The following is a 20,084-nucleotide window of genomic DNA, read 5'->3' as shown; positions in this document are numbered from 1 at the left end:
CCTTAAAGGTTGTCTTTCGCGACTTCGAAGTGAACGGAGAGCAGCCAGGCCTCTTCATCAGGAAGGTTGCCGAACTGCGCTACCACTTCACGGGCAAGTTGCATTGAATCTGGTGAAATTTCGTCGAACAGCTCTGCTTCAACCTCCGGCAGCGGCTCGCCGGTCACGGACCGGTGCGCCATTGCGCGAACGTGGGAGGTCAGCATCTGCTCCTGTACCGCGTTGGGGATGATGTTGTGCCGGGCCAGCAGGGCGTAGACCTGCTGAAGCATGGTGTTCGCGAGCTGTTCTGTTTGCACCGCCTGTTCCCCAACGTCGTTCATTACCGCTCCGTTAATCACTCGTCTTACCCCGTTAATGGCTCTGGAATAAAACTAACGTTGGGGGGGAATTGTTTGTAGCGAGTTGTTTTCCACTTCGAAGTGGAAAGGCGAGCAGCGGCAGTGATCTGTGCCACATAAATGCGGTGAATCTGTATAAATCGCTGGATTTACGTGATGAATATCACGCTATTACGCGGTATTAGACTGCTAAGCGGAGTGGAAAAGATTACGAGCAGGCTCGTAGAAATGTGACGTGGATAAGGTTTTCTTATGGAGATTCGCTAGAGTGGCGGCGGGTGCTTGAGACTGACCGTCTCAGGCATGGGACGGAAAGTGGAAAGCCCCGCCTGATAAAAAATCAGGGCGGGGGCTCGAAACGACACGTCACACCGTGGAGTTCGCTACCTCGCCCGCTTTAAAGCAAGGAGGCATCCATGAAACGCAGAAACCCAAGTATCGGGGTTTTGATGATTATTTCTTTGACAATAATCATCTTAACGCTGGTGACGAGGAAAACACTGTGCGAGATCCGTTTTCGTAATGGCTCGCTTGAAGTGACAGCGCGGATGGATTGTCGCTCCGGCAAGTAGGGAGCAACGATGCGGGGGCGCATCATGCGCCTCCGCATACGGAGAGAGGACGTACAGCTCAGGCACCCAATTAACGATACTTCTTGTGATACGCGTTGCGGGTCGCCGCAAACTGATCGGCTGCCGCCTGGGCTTCCTTCACTTTGCCTTCGTTCGCCAGCTTCAGCGCGCCGTCAATCTGGCCGACCAGCACGTCAAAGCCGTGGCGGTAGTCTTTCATCTCGGCGCTGTCTGCCGCTTTGCTTTCCAGCTTCGGCGGCGTCGCTTTTTGCGCATCCAGCGCAGCTTCACGCATCTTCGTCAGTGCGTCTTTCATTTCCGCCGCATTGTCGGTTTTCTGCACCACCTTCAGATTTTGACTGAGGATGTCCATGTTGTCTTCGAGATCGGCAGCAAACGCAGATGAGCCAAGAACCAGCGTTGAAGCCGCGACGATCGCTAACAGGTGTTTACGCATTGCTCACTTCCTTTTTTATTATTAATCACGCTTTTACGGGGATTATTGCCCGGCGATTTTCATCTCAGGCAGTAATACAGAACCACACTGAATATTGCTGCGTGTTTCAATATCGTTACCGACCGTAACAATATTGCGCCACATGTCCTTGAGGTTGCCGGCGATGGTGATTTCGCTCACCGGATACTGAATTTCACCGTTTTCGACCCAGAAGCCCGCTGCACCGCGAGAGTAATCGCCGGTGATACCGCTCACGCCCTGCCCCATCAACTCGGTGACCACCAGGCCGGTGCCCATCTCTTTCAGCATCTGTTCAAAATTCAGGCCCTGTCCGGCAATGCGCCAGTTGTGGATGCCACCCGCGTGCCCGGTGCTTTTCAGCCCCAGCTTACGCGCAGAGTAGTTGGTCAGCAGCCACTGGGTCAGAATGCCGTCTTTCACGATATCCCGGCGTTCCGTGCGTACGCCTTCGCTGTCGAACGGCGTGGAGGCCAGCCCTTTCAGCAGGTGTGGGTGCTCTTCGATGGTCAGCCATTCCGGCAGGATCTGCTTGCCCAGCGAGTCGAGCAGGAAGGTCGATTTACGGTACACCGAACCGCCCGCGATAGCGCCTACCAGATGGCCAAACAGACCGGTCGCCACTTCGTTGGCAAAAATCACCGGGGCTTTCATGGTGGAGAGCTTGCGCGGCGACAGGCGTGACAGCGTGCGTTCGGCGCACGCTTTTCCCACCCACTCCGGAGACTGCAAATCCCCCAGCGCGCGGCCAATGGTATACGCATAATCACGCTCCATATCGCCGTTTTCTTCGGCGATGACACAGCTGGAAAGCGAGTGGCGGGTTGAGCAGTACCCCTGCAACATGCCATGGGAGTTACCAAACACTTTAATGCCGTAGTGGCTGTTAAAGCTGCCGCCTTCGGTATTGGTGATGCGTTTGTCAGCCTGCAAAGAGGCCTGCTCGGCACGCGCGGCCAGCTCAATGGCTTCGTCCGGCGTCACTTCCGCCGGATGGAACAGATCGAGATCCGGCGCGTCAAACGCCAGCAGCTCTTTATCGGCCACACCAGCGTAAGGGTCCGGGGAGGTGTACCGCGCGATATCCAGCGCCGCCTGCACCGTACGGGCGATGGCATCCGGGCTGAGATCGGTAGACGACGCGCTGCCTTTGCGATTCTGGTGATACACGGTGATCCCCAGCGCGCCATCGCTGTTAAATTCTACATTCTCCACTTCGCCATAGCGGGTGCTCACGCTAATGCCAGTGGTTTTGCTGACCGCCACTTCGGCGCCATCTGATTTACCTGAAGCGAGCGTCAGCGCGGTGGAGACGGCTTCTTCCAGGATCTTACGCTGCGCTTCAACTTGTGAGGTTACTTTCATCGCAAATGCCATACTGTAAGAGAGAGTTAAGTGAAGTCTAACAGAGAACCGTTTTTCAGTGCGCGTCTTAACTGGTAACATTAGCCTCTTTTTTTAAGGAGCCTGACATGACTAAGCAGCCCGAAGACTGGCTCGACGACGTTCCCGGTGATGACATCGAAGACGAAGATGATGAGATCATCTGGGTCAGTAAAAGTGAAATTAAACGTGACGCCGAAGAGTTAAAACAGCTTGGCGCAGAAATGGTAGAACTGGGTAAAAACGCGCTGGATAAGATCCCGCTCGACCAGGATCTGCGTGATGCCATTGAACTGGCACAGAAAATCAAGAAAGAAGGGCGTCGCCGCCAGCTTCAGCTTATCGGGAAACTGCTGCGTCAGCGCGATGTTGAGCCGATCCGTCAGGCGCTGGATAAACTGAAGAACCGCCACAACCAGCAGGTTGCGCTGTTCCATAAGCTGGAGCAGATCCGCGACCGTTTGATCGAGCAAGGTGATGACGCGGTACCTGAAGTGCTGAACCTGTGGCCGAATGCCGACCGCCAGCAGCTGCGTTCTTTGATCCGTAACGCGAAGAAAGAGAAAGAAGGGAATAAGCCGCCGAAGTCAGCGCGTCTGATTTTCCAGTATCTGCGCGAGCTGTCTGAGAACGAAGAGTAAACCCCTCACCCCAGCCCTCTCTCCAAAGGGGAGAGGGAGAAGAGATAATGTAGGCCCGGTAAGCGATAGCGCCACCGGGTCTTTTTTTACTCTGCGGCCGCGGCTTTCTTCGCCAGACCGTCCAGCAGCTTCTGATGGATCCCGCCAAACCCGCCGTTGCTCATCACCAGAATGTGATCGCCAGGCTGTGCGGCTTTCACCACCATATCCGTTAAGACATCCACGTCCGCACTCCAGTGCGCTGGCTGAATGCAGGCGTCGGCCACTTCGGCCACCTGCCACGGAATATGCTGCGGTTGCAGCAGGAAGACCTCGTCGGCACGCCCTAAGGACGGCGCGAGGTCGTCTTTGCAGATGCCCATTTTCATGGTGTTCGAACGCGGTTCCAGCACGGCCAGAATGCGCGCGGTGCCGCCAACTTTGCCACGCAATGCGGCAAGCGTCGCCAGAATGGCCGTTGGGTGGTGCGCGAAATCGTCATACACCGTCACACCGTGGGCTTCGCCACGCAGCTCCAGACGGCGACGGGCGTTGATAAACGTGCCCAGCGCATTGGCGGCATCCGCAGGCAGTACGCCAACGTGACGCGCCGCGGCGATCGCCATCAGGCCGTTGTGCATGTTGTGCTCGCCCACCAGGCCCCACTTCACCTCGCCCACTTTCTCACCGTCGAGCAGCACTTCCCATTCGGAGGCATCCGCGTTGAGCTTTTTCGCCTGCCAGTGCCCCTGCTCGCCAACCAGCTCCTGCTCGCTCCAGCACCCCATCGCCAGGGTCTGCTTCAGGTTGATGTCGTTCTCCGGCAGGATAATGCGGCCCTGACCCGGAACAATGCGCACCAGATGGTGGAACTGTTTCTGAATCGCTTTCAGGTCGTCAAAGATATCCGCGTGATCGAACTCAAGGTTGTTGAGGATCAGCGTGCGTGGGCAGTAATGCACGAATTTAGATCGCTTGTCGAAGAACGCGCAGTCGTATTCATCCGCTTCAATCACAAAGAACGGGCTGTCGCCCAGACGTGCGGAGACGTCGAAATTGCCCGGCACGCCGCCGATCACAAAGCCCGGCTTGTAGCCGCAGGCTTCGAGGATCCAGGTCGCCATACCGGCGGTGGTGGTTTTGCCATGCGTCCCGGCAACGGCGACAACCCAGCGGTCGCGCAGGACAAAATCATGCAGCCACTGCGGGCCAGACATGTACGGGATATTGCGCTCCAGCACCGCTTCAACGCATGGATTCCCACGGGTCATGGCGTTACCCACGATCACCAGATCCGGCTGCGGCTCCAGCTGGCTGGCGTCATATCCCTGAATCAGAGAAATTCCCTGCTTCTCGAGCAGCGTGCTCATCGGCGGATACACATTGGCGTCCGAACCTGTCACTTCATGGCCCAGCGAGCGCGCCAGCATTGCCAGTCCGCCCATGAAAGTGCCACAAATCCCCAATATATGAATGCGCATACGTCACTATCCTTCTTCAATGTGGCGCACATTTTACTCACATGTCAGCGGCTGTGAAACGCATTTCAGGTAAATCCGTATTTTGCTGGCGCGATTCACCTCTGCGCTAATATTTGAATGTTTGTTAAGATTGTTGGACATCAACCGCTTTACTCAACATAAGATGCAGGGAAAGTGTTATGAAAACGTTAGGTGAATTTATTGTCGAGAAGCAGCACGAGTTCTCTCATGCTACGGGTGAGCTCACTGCTTTGCTGTCGGCAATAAAGCTGGGCGCTAAGATCATCCACCGCGATATCAACAAGGCCGGTCTGGTCGATATCCTGGGTGCCAGCGGTGCCGAGAACGTTCAGGGTGAGGTTCAGCAGAAACTCGACCTGTTCGCCAATGAAAAACTGAAAGCAGCACTGCGCGCGCGCGACATCGTTGCGGGTATCGCCTCTGAAGAAGAAGATGAGATCGTCGTATTCGAAGGGTGTGAACACGCGAAATACGTTGTTCTGATGGATCCGCTGGACGGCTCCTCCAACATCGACGTTAACGTTTCTGTCGGTACCATTTTCTCCATCTACCGTCGCGTCACGCCGGTTGGCACGCCGGTGACGGAAGAAGACTTCCTGCAACCGGGCAGTAAACAGGTTGCTGCCGGTTATGTGGTGTATGGCTCGTCCACCATGCTGGTGTACACCACCGGCTGCGGCGTACACGCCTTTACCTACGATCCGTCCCTGGGCGTGTTCTGCCTGTGCCAGGAGCGTATGCGCTTCCCGGAGAAGGGCAACACCTACTCCATCAACGAAGGCAACTACATCAAATTCCCGAACGGCGTGAAGAAGTACATCAAATTCTGCCAGGAAGAGGATAAAGCCACCCAGCGCCCGTACACCTCACGCTATATCGGCTCGCTGGTGGCGGATTTCCACCGTAACCTGCTGAAGGGCGGTATTTACCTCTACCCAAGCACCGCCAGCCACCCGGACGGAAAACTGCGTCTGCTGTACGAGTGCAACCCAATGGCATTCCTGGCCGAACAGGCAGGCGGCAAGGCGAGCGACGGTAAAGAGCGTATTCTGGATATCGTGCCAGAAAGCCTGCACCAGCGCCGTTCCTTCTTCGTCGGCAACCGCCATATGGTGGATGACGTTGAACGCATGATCCGCGAATTCCCGGACGCGTAACGCACGAAAAGGGGAGCCCGTCAGGCTCCCCTTTTTTTCGTCATGCCGTTTGCGTCGTCAATTTGAAGGAGGCCATCGCTTCCATCAGCTCGCGAGACTGCTCCTCCAGGGAACGTGTTGCCGCAGATGATTGCTGGACCAGCGCCGCATTTTGCTGCGCCGTTTCATCCATCTGATTGACAGCGATATTCACCTGCTCAATACCGCGGCTTTGCTCCTGAGAGGCCGTCGCAATTTCACGCATCAGTTTGGTCATACGCAGTACTTCGGTGGCGATCTCGTCCATCGTCTCACCGGCCTGCTGCGCCAGCTCGCTGCCCTCGTTCACGTGGGTTTGCGAATCGCTGATAAGCGAGCGGATCTCTTTCGCCGCATCAGCACTGCGGCTGGCGAGATTACGCACCTCACCCGCCACGACCGCAAAACCTCGCCCCTGCTCACCCGCACGCGCCGCTTCAACGGAGGCGTTCAGCGCCAGAATATTGGTCTGGAAGGCAATGCCGTCGATGACGCTCAGGATATCGGCGATGCGTGCCGAGCTGCCGGAGATGTCGCGCATCTTCTCAATGACATAGCAGACCATTTCGCTGCCGTGATCGGCGGTATCGGAGACCGACTTCGCCAGTTGGTGCGCCTGCTCGGCGTTATCGGCGTTAAGTTTCACCGTGGCGGTGATCTCTTCCATGCTGGCGGCCGTCTGCTCCAGCGAGGTGGCGGTGGATTCCGTGCGCTGAGCCAGGTTCATATTCCCGGCCGTCAGCTCGCGGCTGCCGGTATCAATCTGCGAGCTGGCGTCACGCACCCGCAGAACGGAGTCCATCAGCGACTGGCGCATCCCTTCGATCGCCGCGTTAAGGCGATTAAATTCCTGGCTCGCCGGCGCGTTCAGGGTATGGGTTAAATCCCCGGCCGCCACATGTTCCAGCTGGGCAATCGAGGCTGAAAGCGGCTCGAGCAGCATATGGCGCAGAACCAGCCAGGCCAGCACGATAATGCCAGCCGTCAGCAGCGCCGCGACGATAATCAGGATCAGCACGCGGGTTTTACTCGCCTGCACGGCGCTCACCTCCGCTTTGCCGCGCGCCTCGCTCCATGCCTGGAACGCCTGCATATCGTTATCAAACTGCTTCGCCACCGGGACCAGCTTGTTTTCCAGCAGATCGTAATAGCTGTCCGCGCTTTGCTCGTTCAGGGCTTTCAGCATCGGGCTGATACCCTGCTGGTTGTACACCGCCAGGCTCGCGGCGACGTTATCCAGCAGCTTTTGCCCCTGCTCATCCGCCACGCCGCTGCCGATCACGTCCTTCAGCGTTTTCTGTGCCAGCGCCACTTCCTGGTTAATGGTTTTGACCGCCCTGGCCGCATCGTCCAGCAGGCCGACCTCCATCATGCGGACGGCCTGCCCCGCTTCGTTACGCGCGCGCAGGATCAGCGTATAGCCGGCATTCAGCTGCACCATCTGTTCACCCTGAAGATGATTGATGCGCTGGAGAGAAGCGGAACTTTGTGTAAGGGCATAAATGCCGATGCCGCTGACAATCAGCAGCAGAAGGGTCATAACGGCCAGTAAAGAGAGCAAGCCGGTACGAATCGATAGCGTTTTAAGCATGATGTTATTTCCGGTAGCGAGATATTTCTGGGCATAAAAAAAGAGTATCGGCCGCTACCGGAAAATGTTTAGAGTTTAAGCAATTTCAGCATGTTATCGCTCTGTTAAAGATGTATTCACCCGGGTAACAGGCGAGCTCTGGCGGTTCTCCCACAGCACCGTCAGGCCGCGCTGGAGCGCGATAAAAATAAACAGCAGAATGCCGATGGCGATTTTGGTCCACCAGGAGCTGAGCGTGCCGTCGAAGTTGATATAGGTCTGAATCAGCCCCTGGATCGCCACGCCAAACAGCGTGCCGAGGACTGTCCCCACTCCGCCGCTGAGCAGCGTACCGCCAATCACCACCGAGGCAATGGCGTCCAGCTCAACGCCCACCCCCGCCAGGGCATAGCCTGCCTGGGTATAAACTGAGAATACAATCCCCGCGAGGGTGGCCAGCCCGGTCGAAAGCATGTAGATGCGGATAGTCGTGCTGCGCGTGGAAATTCCCATCAGGTTCGCGGACGTGGCGCTGCCGCCAATGGCATAAACCTGGTTACCAAACCGGGTACGGTGGGCGAGGAAGATCCCGATCACCACCACGCCCAGCATCAGCAGCCCCATTGCGCTCAGGCGCCCCCCGCCGGGGATTTTCCACGCCAGGCTGGAGAGCGTGTCGTAGATCGGGTGGTTAATGGGAATTGACTCCTCCGACACCAGATAGCTCACGCCGCGCAGGAAGAACATCCCGGCGAGGGTGATAATAAAGGCCGGGATTTTCAGCGCATCGATCAAAAGCCCCATAAAGGCGCCGAACGCGCAGCCCATGACCAGCACCAGCGGAAAAGCCAGCAGCGGCGAAATGCCCCAAAAGCCAATCGCCTTGGCAAGGAACACGCCAGTAAAGGCGATCACCGACCCAACGGAGAGATCGATCCCGCCGGAGAGGATCACAAACGTCATGCCGACGGCGATAATGCCTAAAAAGGCATTGTCGGTCAGGATGTTGCAAATCACCCGCGTGGAGGCGAAGCCCGGGAACTGGGTCAGGCAGTAAAGGTATCCCAGCACGAACACGCCCAGCGTGATCATTAACGGCAAATTACGTTTTATCATGACCGCGGAACCTCTTAATGAGAGTGATAAAGCGCGGCGACTGCACGATAAGCACGATAAGCACCACGACCGCTTTGACGACCTGATTCAGCTCCGGCTGGAACCCGGAGAGCAAAATACCGGTATTCATACCCTGAATAATCAACGCCCCCACTACCGAGAGCAGCAGATTAAAACGTCCGCCCATCAGCGATCCACCGCCGATAACCACCGCAAGGATTGCATCCAGCTCGAGCCAGAGTCCGGCGTTATTGGCATCAGCTCCGCGAATATCGGCGGCCACGATCACCCCGGCAATCGCAGCACAGACGCCGCTCAGCACGTAAGTCAGCATCACCATCAGCCGCGTATTTACCCCGGCGTTTTTCGCGGCCCGAATGTTAATCCCCACCGCTTCGATGAACATCCCGAGCGCCGTTTTGCGGGTGAAAAGCCAGAACACCACCAGCGTCACCAGCGCGACGATCACCGGCGTCGGGAAGAACAGAAAATTACCGCTGCCGATCCACGCCAGGCTCGGGGAGTTAAAGGTGACGATTTGACCGGAGGTAATAAGCTGCGCCACACCGCGCCCGGCCACCATCAAAATCAACGTCGCGACAAACGGCTGGATCTTGAGCACCGCGACCAGAATGCCGTTCCACAGCCCGGCTAGCACGCCGGAGCCCAGCGCGGCCAGCAGAACCACCGGCAGGCTGTGCCCGGCGACGGTCATCGAGGCGGCGGTGGCGCCCGCAATCGCCATTACCGCACCGACGGAGAGGTCGATCCCGCCGGTGGCAATGACCAGCGTCATACCAATCGCCAGCAGCGCCACGGGCGCGGCACGGTTTAAGATGTCGATCGGGCTACCAAACAGGCGGCCATCCTGCACGACGATCTGGAAAAAATGCGGAGCCACCAGGCTATCCACCAGCAGCACCAGCAGCAGCGCCACGATTTGCGGCGTGCCGGTCGGCCAGCTGAAGCGGCGCTTCGCTTCGCCAGTTTGCGAAAGAGAACGGGACATCACATTTGACTCCTTACGCCGCGATGGCATTCATGATCGCCGGAACCGACAGTTTATCCAGCGGGATCTCTGCCACCTGCCTGCGATCGCGCATGATGATGACGCGATCGGCATAGCCGACCAGCTCCTCCAGCTCAGACGAGATCACCAGCAGCGCCAGACCGTCGGCGCAGAGCGTTTCGATAAGCCGGATGATTTCGGCGTGCGCGCCCACGTCGATACCGCGCGTGGGCTCGTCGAGGATCAGGAATTGCGGCTTGGTGAGCAGCCAGCGCGAGAGCAACACCTTCTGCTGATTACCGCCCGAGAGGAACTCGATGGGCTGTTCCGCGCTCGGGGTACGTATACCGAGCTGGCGGATGAAGCGCTCGGCAATCGCGTTCTGCTCGCGCTTAGGGATCGGACGCAGCCAGCCGCGCTGGGCCTGTAGCGCCAGAATGATGTTTTCCCGCACCGAGGCGGCGGCAATAATACCGTCCGTTTTCCTGTCCTCCGGGCAGAAGCCCACGCCGAGGCACGACGCCTGATGCGGTGAACGTAGCGTTTGTGGTTTGCCTTTGATCAGCGCCGTTCCGCTGTCGGCAGGTTTGATCCCGAAGATGACTTCGGCGGTTTCGGTGCGCCCGGAGCCTAACAGACCCGCCAGTCCCACAATTTCACCGGGGCGTACCTCGAGGTTAAACGGCGCGATGGTCCCTTTTCTGCCGTAATCGTGAAACGCGGCGATCGGTTTTTCGCTCAGCAGCGTACGGCCCGCGCGCTGAAGCGCGTTGGTCTCCAGCTCGCGGCCCAGCATCATTTTGACCAGCTCTATCTGCGGCAGCTCGCGGGTTTCCCGGCAGCCGACAAAGCTGCCGTTGCGCAGCACCGTTATACGGTCGCTCACCTCGTAAACCTGATCGAGGAAATGCGTCACGAAAATCAGGCTAACGCCCTGATTACGCAGCTGGCGCATCAGGGTAAAAAGCATCTCCACTTCCTGGGTATCGAGGCTGGCGGTGGGTTCATCGAGGATCAGCACTTTCGCCGAGAGATCGATAGCGCGACAGATCGCCACGATCTGCTGCATCGCCACGGAGAAACGGTTCAGCTGTTCGCGCACGTCGAGAGAGAAGCCATACGATTCCATCAGCTTCGCGGCGCGCGCTTCCATCTCTTTGCGGCGCAGCAGGCCAAAACGTCTGGGCTCGCGGCCAATAAACAGGTTATCCGCTACCGACATGTTTGGCAGCAGGTTTACTTCCTGGTAGACCGTGCCGATCCCCAGTTGCTGGGCATGTGCGGTGTTTTTGGGCGAAATGGCGTTACCTTCCAGCCAGATAGCGCCGCGATCGGCGTGATAGACCCCGGTCAGGGTTTTAATCAGCGTCGACTTCCCCGCCCCGTTTTCGCCGAGCAACGCCATGATCTCCCCCCGCCGCAGGCTGAAATCAACGTTATCCAGCGCCTTAACGCCAGGGAAAAATTTACTCAGGCCCTCTGTGCGAAGGATTTCCTGGTGTTGTTCGGTGGTCATGGTATCCCCCTCACCCTGACCCTCTCCCCGGAGGGGAGAGGGGACTATGTCGTGCCCATCTTTAATTTTCTGCCCAACCCGCCCTTTTCCCTCTCCCCTCCGGGAAGAGGGCTAGGGTGAGGGGGCGAGGGCTTAGTAGCCCATATTTTTCTTCTTCTCTAACTCTTCTTTCGCCGTGTCCGGCAGGTAGAGCGTGGATTTGGTGATGGTCAACTTCTCAGGCTGGGTGCCGTCTTTCTTGAATTTCTCCAGCGCATCGAATGCCGGGCCCGCCATATTTGGCGTCAGCTCCACGCTGGCGTTCGCTTCGCCGTCAATCATTGCTTTGTAGATGTCCGGTACGCCGTCGATCGAGCCGGTGAGGATATCTTTGCCCGGCTTCAGGCCCGCTTCTTTGATGGCCTGGATGGCGCCGATCACCATGTCGTCGTTGTGGGCGTAAACCATGCAAATATTTTTGCCGTTATTTTCTGCCTTGATGAAGCTTTCCATGACCTCTTTACCCTTGCTGCGGGTGAAGTCGCCGGACTGAGAACGGATGATTTTGATGTTTGGTGCTTTGGCGATGGCCTCCGCGAAACCTTTCTTACGGTCGATAGCCACGCTCGCTCCGACGGTGCCCTGCAACTCAACCACGTTACACGGCTTGCCATCCACCTGCTTCACCAGCCAGTCACCAATCAGTTTGCCTTCCAGCACGTTATCGGCGGTGACGGTGGTCATATAGAGAGATTTGTCTTTTACGTCGATGGAACGGTCGAGCAGGAAGACCGGAATTTCAGCATCTTTGGCTTCCTTCAGCACCGGCTCCCAGCCCGTAGCGACAACCGGGGCAATAAAGATGGCATCCACGCCCTGAGCGATAAACGAGCGCACCGCTTTAATCTGGTTCTCTTGCTTTTGCTGACCATCGGCGATTTTCAGCGTAATACCGCGCTTTTCGGCCTCACTTTTCGCCACATTCGTTTCAGCGGCGCGCCAGCCGGATTCAGATCCGACCTGCGAAAATCCCACGGTTAAAGGTGCGGCCATCGCCATAGACGACATGGCTGCCGAAACTGCTGTAACAAGAAGTAAGCGCTTCCACATATGAACGTCCTCGTAGGGTAGGTTATTGTTGGTTAAAAGATGTTCCGCGGATGAACTATAGCCAATGGAATATGTTACGGATTGCGTTACATCACACTTCAGAAAAGTGAATAAAACGTTAATCACAAGTTTGTAATCGCTTTCATTTCAACATTTAAAATGCGGCTGAGTTTATGGATTATCCTGTCATGGAAACGGTCTGAAAAGTGAAGGCGCGAGGGAGAGAAGTCGAAAACAGGCGGAGACTTTCAGCGCCAGTTGGCTATAATACCTGCCACTTGTTTACCATCCATTTTAAAGGACACCGACATGAGCTTACTCAACGTCCCTGCGGGTAAAGAACTGCCAGAAGACATCTACGTTGTGATCGAAATCCCGGCCAACGCAGATCCAATCAAATACGAAATCGACAAAGACACCGGTGCGCTGTTCGTTGACCGTTTCATGTCTACCGCCATGTTCTATCCGTGCAACTACGGCTACATCAACCACACTCTGTCTCTGGACGGTGACCCGGTTGACGTACTGGTCCCGACGCCGTACCCATTGCAGCCAGGCTCCGTCATTCGCTGCCGTCCTGTTGGCGTGCTGAAAATGACTGACGAAGCGGGTGAAGATGCGAAACTGGTTGCCGTACCGCACACCAAGCTGAGCAAAGAGTACGATCACATTAAAGATGTGAACGACCTGCCAGAGCTGCTGAAAGCGCAGATCGCCCACTTCTTCGAGCACTACAAAGATCTCGAAAAAGGCAAATGGGTTAAAGTTGAAGGCTGGGATAACGCAGAAGCGGCGAAAGCAGAAATCATCGCCTCTTTCGAGCGTGCTGCTAAGAAGTAATTCTTACTGCTGATACTAAGCCCCGCGCGTCGGGGCTTATTTGTGCCTTTCGATCCCGGTAACCCGTGCGAATGGGCGCAAAAAAACAACGCCACCTTACGGTGGCGTTGTCGTTTTTCAGAACTGGTCTCTGTCTAACCAGTTACCGCTTTCAATCAGCGTTAACCCGTCGACCGAACGTTGGTACACGTACATCCATGCACTGCCGTAAGGTGTCTGGATCAACTGGCGAGCGTATTCACCGCCCCTGGTGCGCAAGGCATCAAGTTCGGCCAGCGTGGCATTATCAATACGATAAACCTCACCCTGTACCGTTCCGTTCCCCGGAACTGCGCCTGGATAGTGGCCCAGACTGTACAACTGGTAGTTTTCGATTGTGTAATTTCCCAGCAACTGGGCGTTGGTCATCCAGTGGCTGTTGCCTTGCCTGGTTCGTAAACTGCCGTAAACAAATATTCGCATTGCTAAAACTCAAACTGATAGAGCAGATCAAGTGCCTGGTCTACGCCGGACACTGCTTCCAGATATAGCTTAGGCATCAGGCGATAACGTAACGTGAGTGTAGCCAGTGAGTCAAAGATCCCCACGCCATATTTTACCTGTAGACCCGGCAGTACATAGCCGCTGACCACTACCTGCGAAGAGTCACCCACGCCCTGAGTGTCCAGCGCCAGATTGCTTACGCCAAACGTCTCGCCGATTTTACCCACAACCTGACCACTTTGTGCAACCCCCAGACCGACTAACATTGATGTCATTGCCGCACCATCGCCCTGTTGGCTATCCAGACCCTGGCCGCGCAGCAGGTAAGAGAGCGCTTCCTGTTGCGACATGGCCGGGTCAGAGAAGATCTCTGCCTTAGGTTCATCGGCGGAGCCCGTCACGCGCACGCCCGCAATCACATCATCTTCGGTGGCTTCCGGGTTACGTATCGCTTCGATATTGAGTACCGGCTGATCCGGTGGACCGGAGAACAGCAGCTCGCCTTTACGCACAATCAAATCCTGACCGTAGGCATGGAAGCGCCCTTCAGGAATATTGATTTGTCCATTGAGGCCAAGCCCCTGTTGATCCTGCGCCACTTTCAGGTCACCCGTGAGTCTCGCCTTCAGCCCAAACGCGTCCAAACGCACGTTATTCCCCACGTGCACGATAAGATTACTATTGATCGGTATGCCCGCGCTCTTCTGTTCAACAGGTTTCAGATTTTCATTGAGCATAACTTCATCACTGGAGACGCCAACCGCGCTTTCCGGCACTTCGTGAACCACGATGCGCGCCCACGGTACGTCAACACGGCCGTCCAGGGTGAAGAGACTCGGCGTTGCCTCAAAGACCACGTCTGGCGACACGTCCAGGCGCACCATCGGCGGTACCGTGATACGCACCCTGCTGCCCTTGGCCGCAATACGGGCGCGCCAGTTGTCGAGCTGGCTCCAGTCTGCGTCACCGCTCAGGTTGATTTGTCCCTGCTGCGTCAGCACTGAGCCACTGAGGGTTGAGCTTTGGCCGTTAAAGTTCATCGTCAGCTGGCTTGGCTGCATATCGAACGGCATAAAGTTACCGTCAATGTCCACGCCGTTTAACCGCATCTGGCCAAACAGCTGCGGGCTTTGCGCATCCCCCGCCAGACGCAGGTTGGCGCTGAGCATCCCCGCCGCCTTTTCTCCCCGCGAGAAGATCGGATTCACCATCGCCAGGTTGAAGTTGCGAATATTGACGTTGCCGCCGAGATTGCGCCGCCCTTGCGGATCGGTAATTTGCACCTGTCCGTCAAACTGACCGTTGTTGGTCAGGCGGATCAGCCATCCCAGTTCAGCACGATTGTTACGCAGGTCAGCGTTCACATTCAGGGTGTCGAACGCTACCGGCAGCGGCGCGTCATTGACCTCCTGCGTCACCTTCACGTTACGCCCGGAGAGCGTAACGCTGCCCTGCGGCAGCCCCTCTTTGGTGGTGTCCCACGCGACGTCCGCTTTACCGCTGAAGACCCCGCTGGCCTGGGTGGTTTCCGGCATAAACGGTTTCAGCATCGCCAGGTCGAAACGGTTGAGGTTGATCTGCGCGCGTCCTTCCGCGCCCGCATCAATGGTCTGCGGCACGCACAGCTCAGCATTCGGGTTGGTCCAGCAGTGTGGCCCAATGCTTAACTTTTGCTCCGCATTGCGGTAGTCCAGCGCGATGGATCGGGACAGCATCAGCGGGCCGACCGGCGTGCTGAAGCGGGTGTTATCCAGTACGCCCTTCCAGCGCGTTGCCTGGCGATCAAAACTGCCCGTCAGGTGCAGCTGCCCGGAGACCGGCTCGCCCTGCACGCGCAGCTGGAGATCGTGCTGCTTTTCGTTACCTTTTGCCGCCAGCGTGACCAGACTGATGTTCACGTCCGGCTGGGAGATACGCTCCACGCGCAGGTCCAGGTTTCCGCCGATCTGATCGGTGGATTTCACGTCCCCTTCGACGCGCACGCGGGCAATGGAAAGTTCCTGCCAGCGCAGGTTATTAGCGGTGATGTCCGCCAGCAGCTGCGGTGCCTCCACCGTACCGCGAACCTTCACTAACCCCTTCGCCGTGCCGCCAAGACCCGGCAGGGCGTTATCGAGATTTGGCGCGTCGATGGTGGCATCCAGATCGAGATCTTTCACCCCCAGCTCGCCTTTGATATCTGCCGTGTTGCGGCCCAGCGCCACGTGCAGGCCCGGGATCACCCACTGGAGATAGCTGTTGCCCTTAAGCGAGCCCTCTACGTTGACTTTGTTCTGCTTCACGTTGCCGGTGAGCTTGAGTTCCGGCACGTCCATCTGCCAGGTGCCACCGTACAGGCTACCGCGGGTTTTGATCAGGCCATCTAGTTTTGACGGCCAGTCCGGGACCTCTTTAGCGGTGTTGATCCCGGTCAGCTTCAGCTCGCCGCGCCAGCTGATCGCCTGCTGCCAGTCGAGCAGCGCGGTCAGCTCTGTTTTTCCTTCCAGCGCCGCCACGGTCAGCTTGTCGAGGTTAACCTGCAACTCGTTACCCTTCGCATCCAGGGTGATATCGGCGGGCGGTACCCCCTGCCCCTTCACTGCCGTGCGGAACGACAGCGTGTAGTCGGTCATTTTGCCACTCAGCTTCAGCTTCAGATCGTCAGCCTGGAACTGTTTTTCGCCGGTGAACGGCCAGTAAAGCTGCTTGCTGACAACCTCAAGGTTGAGCGGTAAACCGGCCTCTGCCAGCTGGGTTTGCCCGCGCAGCACCATATCCACCGGTCCGGAAAGGTTCACGCCGAACTCCAGCTTCTCACGCAGCGCGCCGCCGACCTTCACCTTCACCTTTTCGCCCTTCAGCGGATCGATGTTCAGGGCGCTGTTCAGCGTAATATCAACCGGCCAGTTGTCGCGCAGCTGCGCGTTGCCTGAGGCGTTCACCGAGCCCTGACTGGAGTCGATATCCAGCGCGTCGAGCTTCATGTTGCCGTCGATGCTGCTGACTTTAAGCAGCATGTTGAAGACTGTCAGATCGGTATCACCCGTCAGACGCAGCTGCTCGCCCTTAAACTCTTCGATATTGAGGTTCAGCGGCAGATGCACGTCGGTCATCTCCGGCAGAACCGGTTTCGAGAAGAGATCTTTCAGCGTTTCGCCCAGCGGTTTTTCTTCCGGCTGCGGGTTCTGGATCTTCGGCTCGACGATCTCTTCCTGCGCCACGTCGGCCACCTTCGGCAGCGCAATCAGCAGCCCTTGCAGGGAGGTTGGGGTCAGGGTGAGGTTTTTCTCCTGCCAGCGCAGACCGGAGGTGAAATCCATCACGGATACCGTCGTATCGTCGATTTTGATATTGACGTTATCCAGCGCAACCCGGTAGAGCGCAATCGGGTACGGCGTGGAGAGATTCAGCGGGCCGCTGTCCTCTTCTTCGACAGGCTCAGACTTCGGCATTTTTTTGGAATCTATCGCCACGTTAACGTCTTTTAGCGACAGATCGTTTACGCACAGCTGGCTGTCACGCAGGCAGCCGAGCTTGACCGCCAGATGAAACTCGCCCGCGTTCACCGCCACGCCGGGCTGTTCGTAACGGATATTTTTCAGGCGCAGATCGCGCCAGCCGCCCGTCACCTGGCCGATTTCCAGCCCCGGCACCCAGCGGTTCGCGGCGTTAAACAGCAGATGCAGGCCCGTGGTGGTGCCCACCAGAAACGCCACCGTACCGAGCAGTAATACGATAAAAATCAGCACCCCGAGGCTTATCTTCTTCCATAAACTCATAATTCAGGCCCCAGACCGATGTAAAACTGTAAACCGTGTTCGTCTTTGTCGCCCACCGGAACGGCGAAATCGAGCTTGATTGGCCCGACCGGTGACTGCCAGCGCACGCCTACGCCCGCGCCGGTTTTGAAATCGCTGCGGCGGATATCGTTCACCGCTTCACCGCCGTCAACGAACATCGCCCCCCACCACTTGCCGCTGACGTTGTACTGGTACTCCAGCGAGCCGGTCGCCAGTTTTGACGCCCCGGTCAACTGGCCTTTGTCGTTTTCAGGTGAGATCGATTTGTACTTATACCCGCGAATGCTGCGGTCGCCCCCGGCGAAGAAGCGCAGATCCGGCGGGACGCGTTCGAAATCACCGGTTTCGATCCAGCCGAGATTACCGCGCATCACAAAGCGGTGTTTGTCGTACAGCGTGCGGATCCAGACGTTTTGCGCCTGAAAGACGGAGAAGTCTACGTCGGAGCCCCACGCAGTGTTGGAGTAATCGATGGAGTAGCGCTGAGAGTCGCCCCAGGTCGGCATCAGGCCACCGCGCGAGCGGGTACGGCTGATCATCACGCCCGGATAAAGCAGCATGGTGGTGTTGGTAACGTTTGCCTGGGTAAAGTGGTCGAGGCTCCAGCGCAGGTTAATGGCGCGCTGCCAGCCGCTGGAGAGATCCCAGAAGCGTGATACCGCAAGCGTCGTCGAGTCCTGCTCGGTATCGTTCAAATCGGTACGCTTAAAGCCGCCCTGCACGAGGTAGTATTGCTCAAGCGGATTTTTCAGCAGCGGCATTTTATAGCTGAAGTCCAGCTGCTGTTCAGGCGCAGACAGGCTCACGCTGGTGGTCAGGCTGTGGCCGTAGGAGTTCATCCACGGTTTTTTCCACGAGGCTTTCACGCGCGGGCCGACGTCCGTGGAGTAGCCGACACCGGTCTCAATGGTGTTTTCGGTGCGCGGAGAGACCACGCCATGCAGCGGTAACACTTTCGTTTTACGGGATTTTTCAAATTCCGGTGCTACCACCACGGAGTTAAACCAGCCCGTCGCGGACAAACGACGGTTCAGCTCGCCCAGATCGCTGGACTGGTAGTAGTCGCCCTTTTTAAACGGCACCAGGTTTTGCAGATACTCATCACGGATTTGCGATCCTTCGAAGGTCACATCGCCAAACCGGTAGCGCTCGCCGCTGTCGTAATCGATATCCCAGAATGCCTGACGTCGCTCAAGCGCAACGCCTAGCTGGCTTTTGTTGAACTGGCTGTCGAAGTAGCCTTTGCGCAGCGAAACGCTGGTTAATGATTTTTTAAAACGATCGTAATCCCCGTGATTGAGCACAGTGCCCACTTTCGGACGGGTGCTGAGCAGATCCAGGTAGTCACGATCCGTGCGCGCGCCGCCGCGCAGCACCACGTTCGTGCCGCCAATCAGGACGGGTTCGCCCGGCGAGACGCGGGCAATCAACACCTGACGTCCTTTTGCCGGCGGCGGGCGTAAATCGAAATCGATGGTGGGTTCGTAGTACCCCAACGCCTTTAAGCCTTCGCGAATGGCGTCATCCACGCGCGCGCGAAAACGCCGATCCGGCGTGACCTCATCGCTCTGGATAGTAGAAAGCTGCGCACGCACGTTTTTTTCCAGCGCCCCGGATAACCCCTCAACCTGCAAACGGACATTCGCCGCGCTGGCAATCCCGCTGGTCAGCAGTAAGCTGACTAAACATAACTGGCGGATCTTTGTCACGTTTTCTCCTGAATATCCCTGTTTCCACCCTGGAAGCAAATGCAGTGCCGCTCCGCGGCAAAATACGGCCTGAAAGCCAAAAACCCAAATTACGGGTTGAAAAAGGGTGTAACACCCAAATATTTCTTATGATTAAATCTAGACTCATTCATCGCATTTATTGTGTTCAATTAAACGCTTCGTGACAACCTTAACCGAAACAACGCTACCCCGGAGGCCCCACCGTGAGTTTATTTGATAAAAAGCATCTGGTATCACAAGCCGATGCGTTACCGGGGCGCAACACCCCTATGCCAGTGGCGACATTACACGCCGTAAACAACCATTCAATGACAAACGTTCCTGATGGAATGGAGATCGCCCTGTTTGCCATGGGCTGCTTCTGGGGCGTAGAACGCCTGTTCTGGCAACTGCCGGGCGTGTACAGCACCGCTGCGGGCTACACCGGAGGATATACGCCTAACCCAACCTACCGCGAAGTCTGTTCCGGTGAGACCGGTCATGCTGAAGCGGTGCGTGTGGTGTATGACCCGAGCGTCATTAGCTATGAACAGCTGCTCCAGGTGTTCTGGGAAAACCATGACCCGGCGCAGGGCATGCGTCAGGGTAACGATCACGGCACCCAATACCGTTCGGCCATCTACCCGCTCACCCCAGAGCAGGAGGCCGCGGCCCACGCCAGCCTGACGCGTTTCCAGGAAGCGATGCAGGCGGCCGGTGATAAACGTCAGGTCACGACGGAAATCGCTACCGCGAAACCGTTCTACTATGCCGAAGACGACCACCAGCAGTACCTGCATAAAAATCCGTACGGCTACTGCGGCATTGGCGGCATCGGCGTCTGTCTGCCTCCACAACAGGACTGATTACGGCTTCAGCGCCACGCAAACCGCGTGGCGCGCAGC

Annotated in this window: 17 protein-coding genes; 5 read left to right on the top strand and 12 right to left on the bottom strand. The window is 57.1% G+C overall.

Annotated elements, in window-relative coordinates; translation table 11 throughout:
• Window positions 1-2 precede the first annotated feature (2 nt).
• Window positions 3-341 (bottom strand): PRD domain-containing protein, encoded by a 339-nt coding sequence (locus SK47_RS02145; RefSeq protein WP_026080657.1) that lies wholly within the window; start codon window positions 339-341, stop codon window positions 3-5.
• A 416-nt stretch (window positions 342-757) separates the two neighbouring features.
• On the opposite strand from SK47_RS02145, the gene SK47_RS22815 reads away from it, so the two are divergent.
• Entirely contained in the window at window positions 758-913 is a 156-nt protein-coding gene (locus tag SK47_RS22815) for a Hok/Gef family protein (protein WP_017383916.1), read from the top strand.
• Window positions 914-983: 70 nt separating this feature from the next.
• On the opposite strand, the gene cybC is transcribed toward SK47_RS22815, so the two are convergent.
• Entirely contained in the window at window positions 984-1,370 is a 387-nt protein-coding gene (gene cybC, locus SK47_RS02135) for a cytochrome b562 (protein WP_022650280.1), read from the bottom strand.
• 42 nt (window positions 1,371-1,412) lie between these two features.
• The gene (gene pmbA, locus SK47_RS02130) at window positions 1,413-2,765 is read right to left on the bottom strand and encodes a metalloprotease PmbA (RefSeq protein WP_015572506.1); all 1,353 of its coding nucleotides are present in this window, start codon (window positions 2,763-2,765) and stop codon (window positions 1,413-1,415) included.
• Window positions 2,766-2,860: 95 nt separating this feature from the next.
• On the opposite strand from pmbA, the gene yjgA reads away from it, so the two are divergent.
• Window positions 2,861-3,412, top strand: coding sequence for a ribosome biogenesis factor YjgA (gene yjgA / locus SK47_RS02125; protein WP_003856072.1), 552 nt, complete (start codon window positions 2,861-2,863; stop codon window positions 3,410-3,412).
• 86 nt (window positions 3,413-3,498) lie between these two features.
• Here yjgA and mpl read toward each other — a convergent pair whose 3' ends face one another.
• The gene (gene mpl, locus SK47_RS02120) at window positions 3,499-4,872 is read right to left on the bottom strand and encodes a UDP-N-acetylmuramate:L-alanyl-gamma-D-glutamyl-meso-diaminopimelate ligase (RefSeq protein ID WP_048243409.1); all 1,374 of its coding nucleotides are present in this window, start codon (window positions 4,870-4,872) and stop codon (window positions 3,499-3,501) included.
• Between the two features lie 179 nt (window positions 4,873-5,051).
• Between mpl and fbp the strand changes: the two genes are divergently transcribed.
• Window positions 5,052-6,050 (top strand): class 1 fructose-bisphosphatase, encoded by a 999-nt coding sequence (gene fbp, locus SK47_RS02115; RefSeq protein WP_003856070.1) that lies wholly within the window; start codon window positions 5,052-5,054, stop codon window positions 6,048-6,050.
• Window positions 6,051-6,090: 40 nt separating this feature from the next.
• Here the strand turns inward: fbp and SK47_RS02110 are convergent, their stop codons facing one another.
• The 5 genes from SK47_RS02110 to ytfQ form a co-directional block, all read right to left on the bottom strand.
• On the bottom strand, window positions 6,091-7,659 hold the full coding sequence (locus tag SK47_RS02110) for a methyl-accepting chemotaxis protein (RefSeq protein ID WP_023315279.1): 1,569 nt from the start codon (window positions 7,657-7,659) through the stop codon (window positions 6,091-6,093).
• 93 nt (window positions 7,660-7,752) lie between these two features.
• The gene (gene yjfF, locus SK47_RS02105; RefSeq protein ID WP_017383921.1) at window positions 7,753-8,754 is read right to left on the bottom strand and encodes a galactofuranose ABC transporter, permease protein YjfF; all 1,002 of its coding nucleotides are present in this window, start codon (window positions 8,752-8,754) and stop codon (window positions 7,753-7,755) included.
• Entirely contained in the window at window positions 8,741-9,766 is a 1,026-nt protein-coding gene (ytfT, locus tag SK47_RS02100) for a galactofuranose ABC transporter, ATP-binding protein YtfT (protein ID WP_161353898.1), read from the bottom strand. Before ytfT ends, yjfF begins: the two co-directional genes overlap by 14 nt.
• A 10-nt stretch (window positions 9,767-9,776) precedes the next feature.
• A complete protein-coding gene (gene ytfR / locus SK47_RS02095) occupies window positions 9,777-11,279 on the bottom strand; it encodes a galactofuranose ABC transporter, ATP-binding protein YtfR (RefSeq protein ID WP_048243408.1) in 1,503 nt (500 codons plus the stop codon).
• Between the two features lie 132 nt (window positions 11,280-11,411).
• Window positions 11,412-12,368, bottom strand: coding sequence for a galactofuranose ABC transporter substrate-binding protein YtfQ (ytfQ, locus tag SK47_RS02090; RefSeq protein ID WP_017383924.1), 957 nt, complete (start codon window positions 12,366-12,368; stop codon window positions 11,412-11,414).
• A 309-nt stretch (window positions 12,369-12,677) separates the two neighbouring features.
• Here ytfQ and ppa point away from each other — a divergent pair, with 309 nt between their 5' ends.
• A complete protein-coding gene (gene ppa / locus SK47_RS02085) occupies window positions 12,678-13,208 on the top strand; it encodes an inorganic diphosphatase (RefSeq protein ID WP_006810347.1) in 531 nt (176 codons plus the stop codon).
• A 117-nt stretch (window positions 13,209-13,325) separates the two neighbouring features.
• On the opposite strand, the gene SK47_RS02080 is transcribed toward ppa, so the two are convergent.
• From SK47_RS02080 to tamA, 3 genes are read right to left on the bottom strand one after another with little or no spacing between them, the layout of a single operon-like run.
• Window positions 13,326-13,670, bottom strand: coding sequence for a gamma-glutamylcyclotransferase family protein (locus tag SK47_RS02080; RefSeq protein WP_017383925.1), 345 nt, complete (start codon window positions 13,668-13,670; stop codon window positions 13,326-13,328).
• Window positions 13,671-13,672: 2 nt separating this feature from the next.
• Entirely contained in the window at window positions 13,673-17,449 is a 3,777-nt protein-coding gene (gene tamB / locus SK47_RS02075) for an autotransporter assembly complex protein TamB (protein WP_045350664.1), read from the bottom strand.
• A complete protein-coding gene (gene tamA / locus SK47_RS02070) occupies window positions 17,446-19,179 on the bottom strand; it encodes an autotransporter assembly complex protein TamA (protein WP_023315276.1) in 1,734 nt (577 codons plus the stop codon). The genes tamB and tamA overlap by 4 nt, the downstream gene beginning before the upstream one ends.
• A gap of 224 nt (window positions 19,180-19,403) precedes the next feature.
• Here tamA and msrA point away from each other — a divergent pair, with 224 nt between their 5' ends.
• Entirely contained in the window at window positions 19,404-20,045 is a 642-nt protein-coding gene (gene msrA / locus SK47_RS02065) for a peptide-methionine (S)-S-oxide reductase MsrA (protein WP_003856057.1), read from the top strand.
• The last annotated feature ends 39 nt before the right edge of the window (window positions 20,046-20,084 follow it).

This window comes from Enterobacter sp. BWH52, from assembly GCF_001037565.1.
Classification (GTDB): domain Bacteria; phylum Pseudomonadota; class Gammaproteobacteria; order Enterobacterales; family Enterobacteriaceae; genus Enterobacter; species Enterobacter hormaechei_C.
Note: the sequence above shows the minus strand (reverse complement) of the source record. Positions and strands in the feature narration are given on the sequence as shown.

Excerpts from the sequence above, each read along its gene's own strand:
- SK47_RS22815 (WP_017383916.1), top strand. The coding sequence starts at position 758 with ATGAAACGCAGAAACCCAAGTATCGGGGTTTTGATGATTATTTCTTTG.
- cybC (WP_022650280.1), bottom strand. The coding sequence starts at position 1,370 with ATGCGTAAACACCTGTTAGCGATCGTCGCGGCTTCAACGCTGGTTCTT.
- pmbA (WP_015572506.1), bottom strand. The coding sequence starts at position 2,765 with ATGGCATTTGCGATGAAAGTAACCTCACAAGTTGAAGCGCAGCGTAAG.
- yjgA (WP_003856072.1), top strand. The coding sequence starts at position 2,861 with ATGACTAAGCAGCCCGAAGACTGGCTCGACGACGTTCCCGGTGATGAC.
- mpl (WP_048243409.1), bottom strand. The coding sequence starts at position 4,872 with ATGCGCATTCATATATTGGGGATTTGTGGCACTTTCATGGGCGGACTG.
- fbp (WP_003856070.1), top strand. The coding sequence starts at position 5,052 with ATGAAAACGTTAGGTGAATTTATTGTCGAGAAGCAGCACGAGTTCTCT.
- SK47_RS02110 (WP_023315279.1), bottom strand. The coding sequence starts at position 7,659 with ATGCTTAAAACGCTATCGATTCGTACCGGCTTGCTCTCTTTACTGGCC.
- yjfF (WP_017383921.1), bottom strand. The coding sequence starts at position 8,754 with ATGATAAAACGTAATTTGCCGTTAATGATCACGCTGGGCGTGTTCGTG.
- ytfR (WP_048243408.1), bottom strand. The coding sequence starts at position 11,279 with ATGACCACCGAACAACACCAGGAAATCCTTCGCACAGAGGGCCTGAGT.
- ytfQ (WP_017383924.1), bottom strand. The coding sequence starts at position 12,368 with ATGTGGAAGCGCTTACTTCTTGTTACAGCAGTTTCGGCAGCCATGTCG.
- ppa (WP_006810347.1), top strand. The coding sequence starts at position 12,678 with ATGAGCTTACTCAACGTCCCTGCGGGTAAAGAACTGCCAGAAGACATC.
- SK47_RS02080 (WP_017383925.1), bottom strand. The coding sequence starts at position 13,670 with ATGCGAATATTTGTTTACGGCAGTTTACGAACCAGGCAAGGCAACAGC.
- tamB (WP_045350664.1), bottom strand. The coding sequence starts at position 17,449 with ATGAGTTTATGGAAGAAGATAAGCCTCGGGGTGCTGATTTTTATCGTA.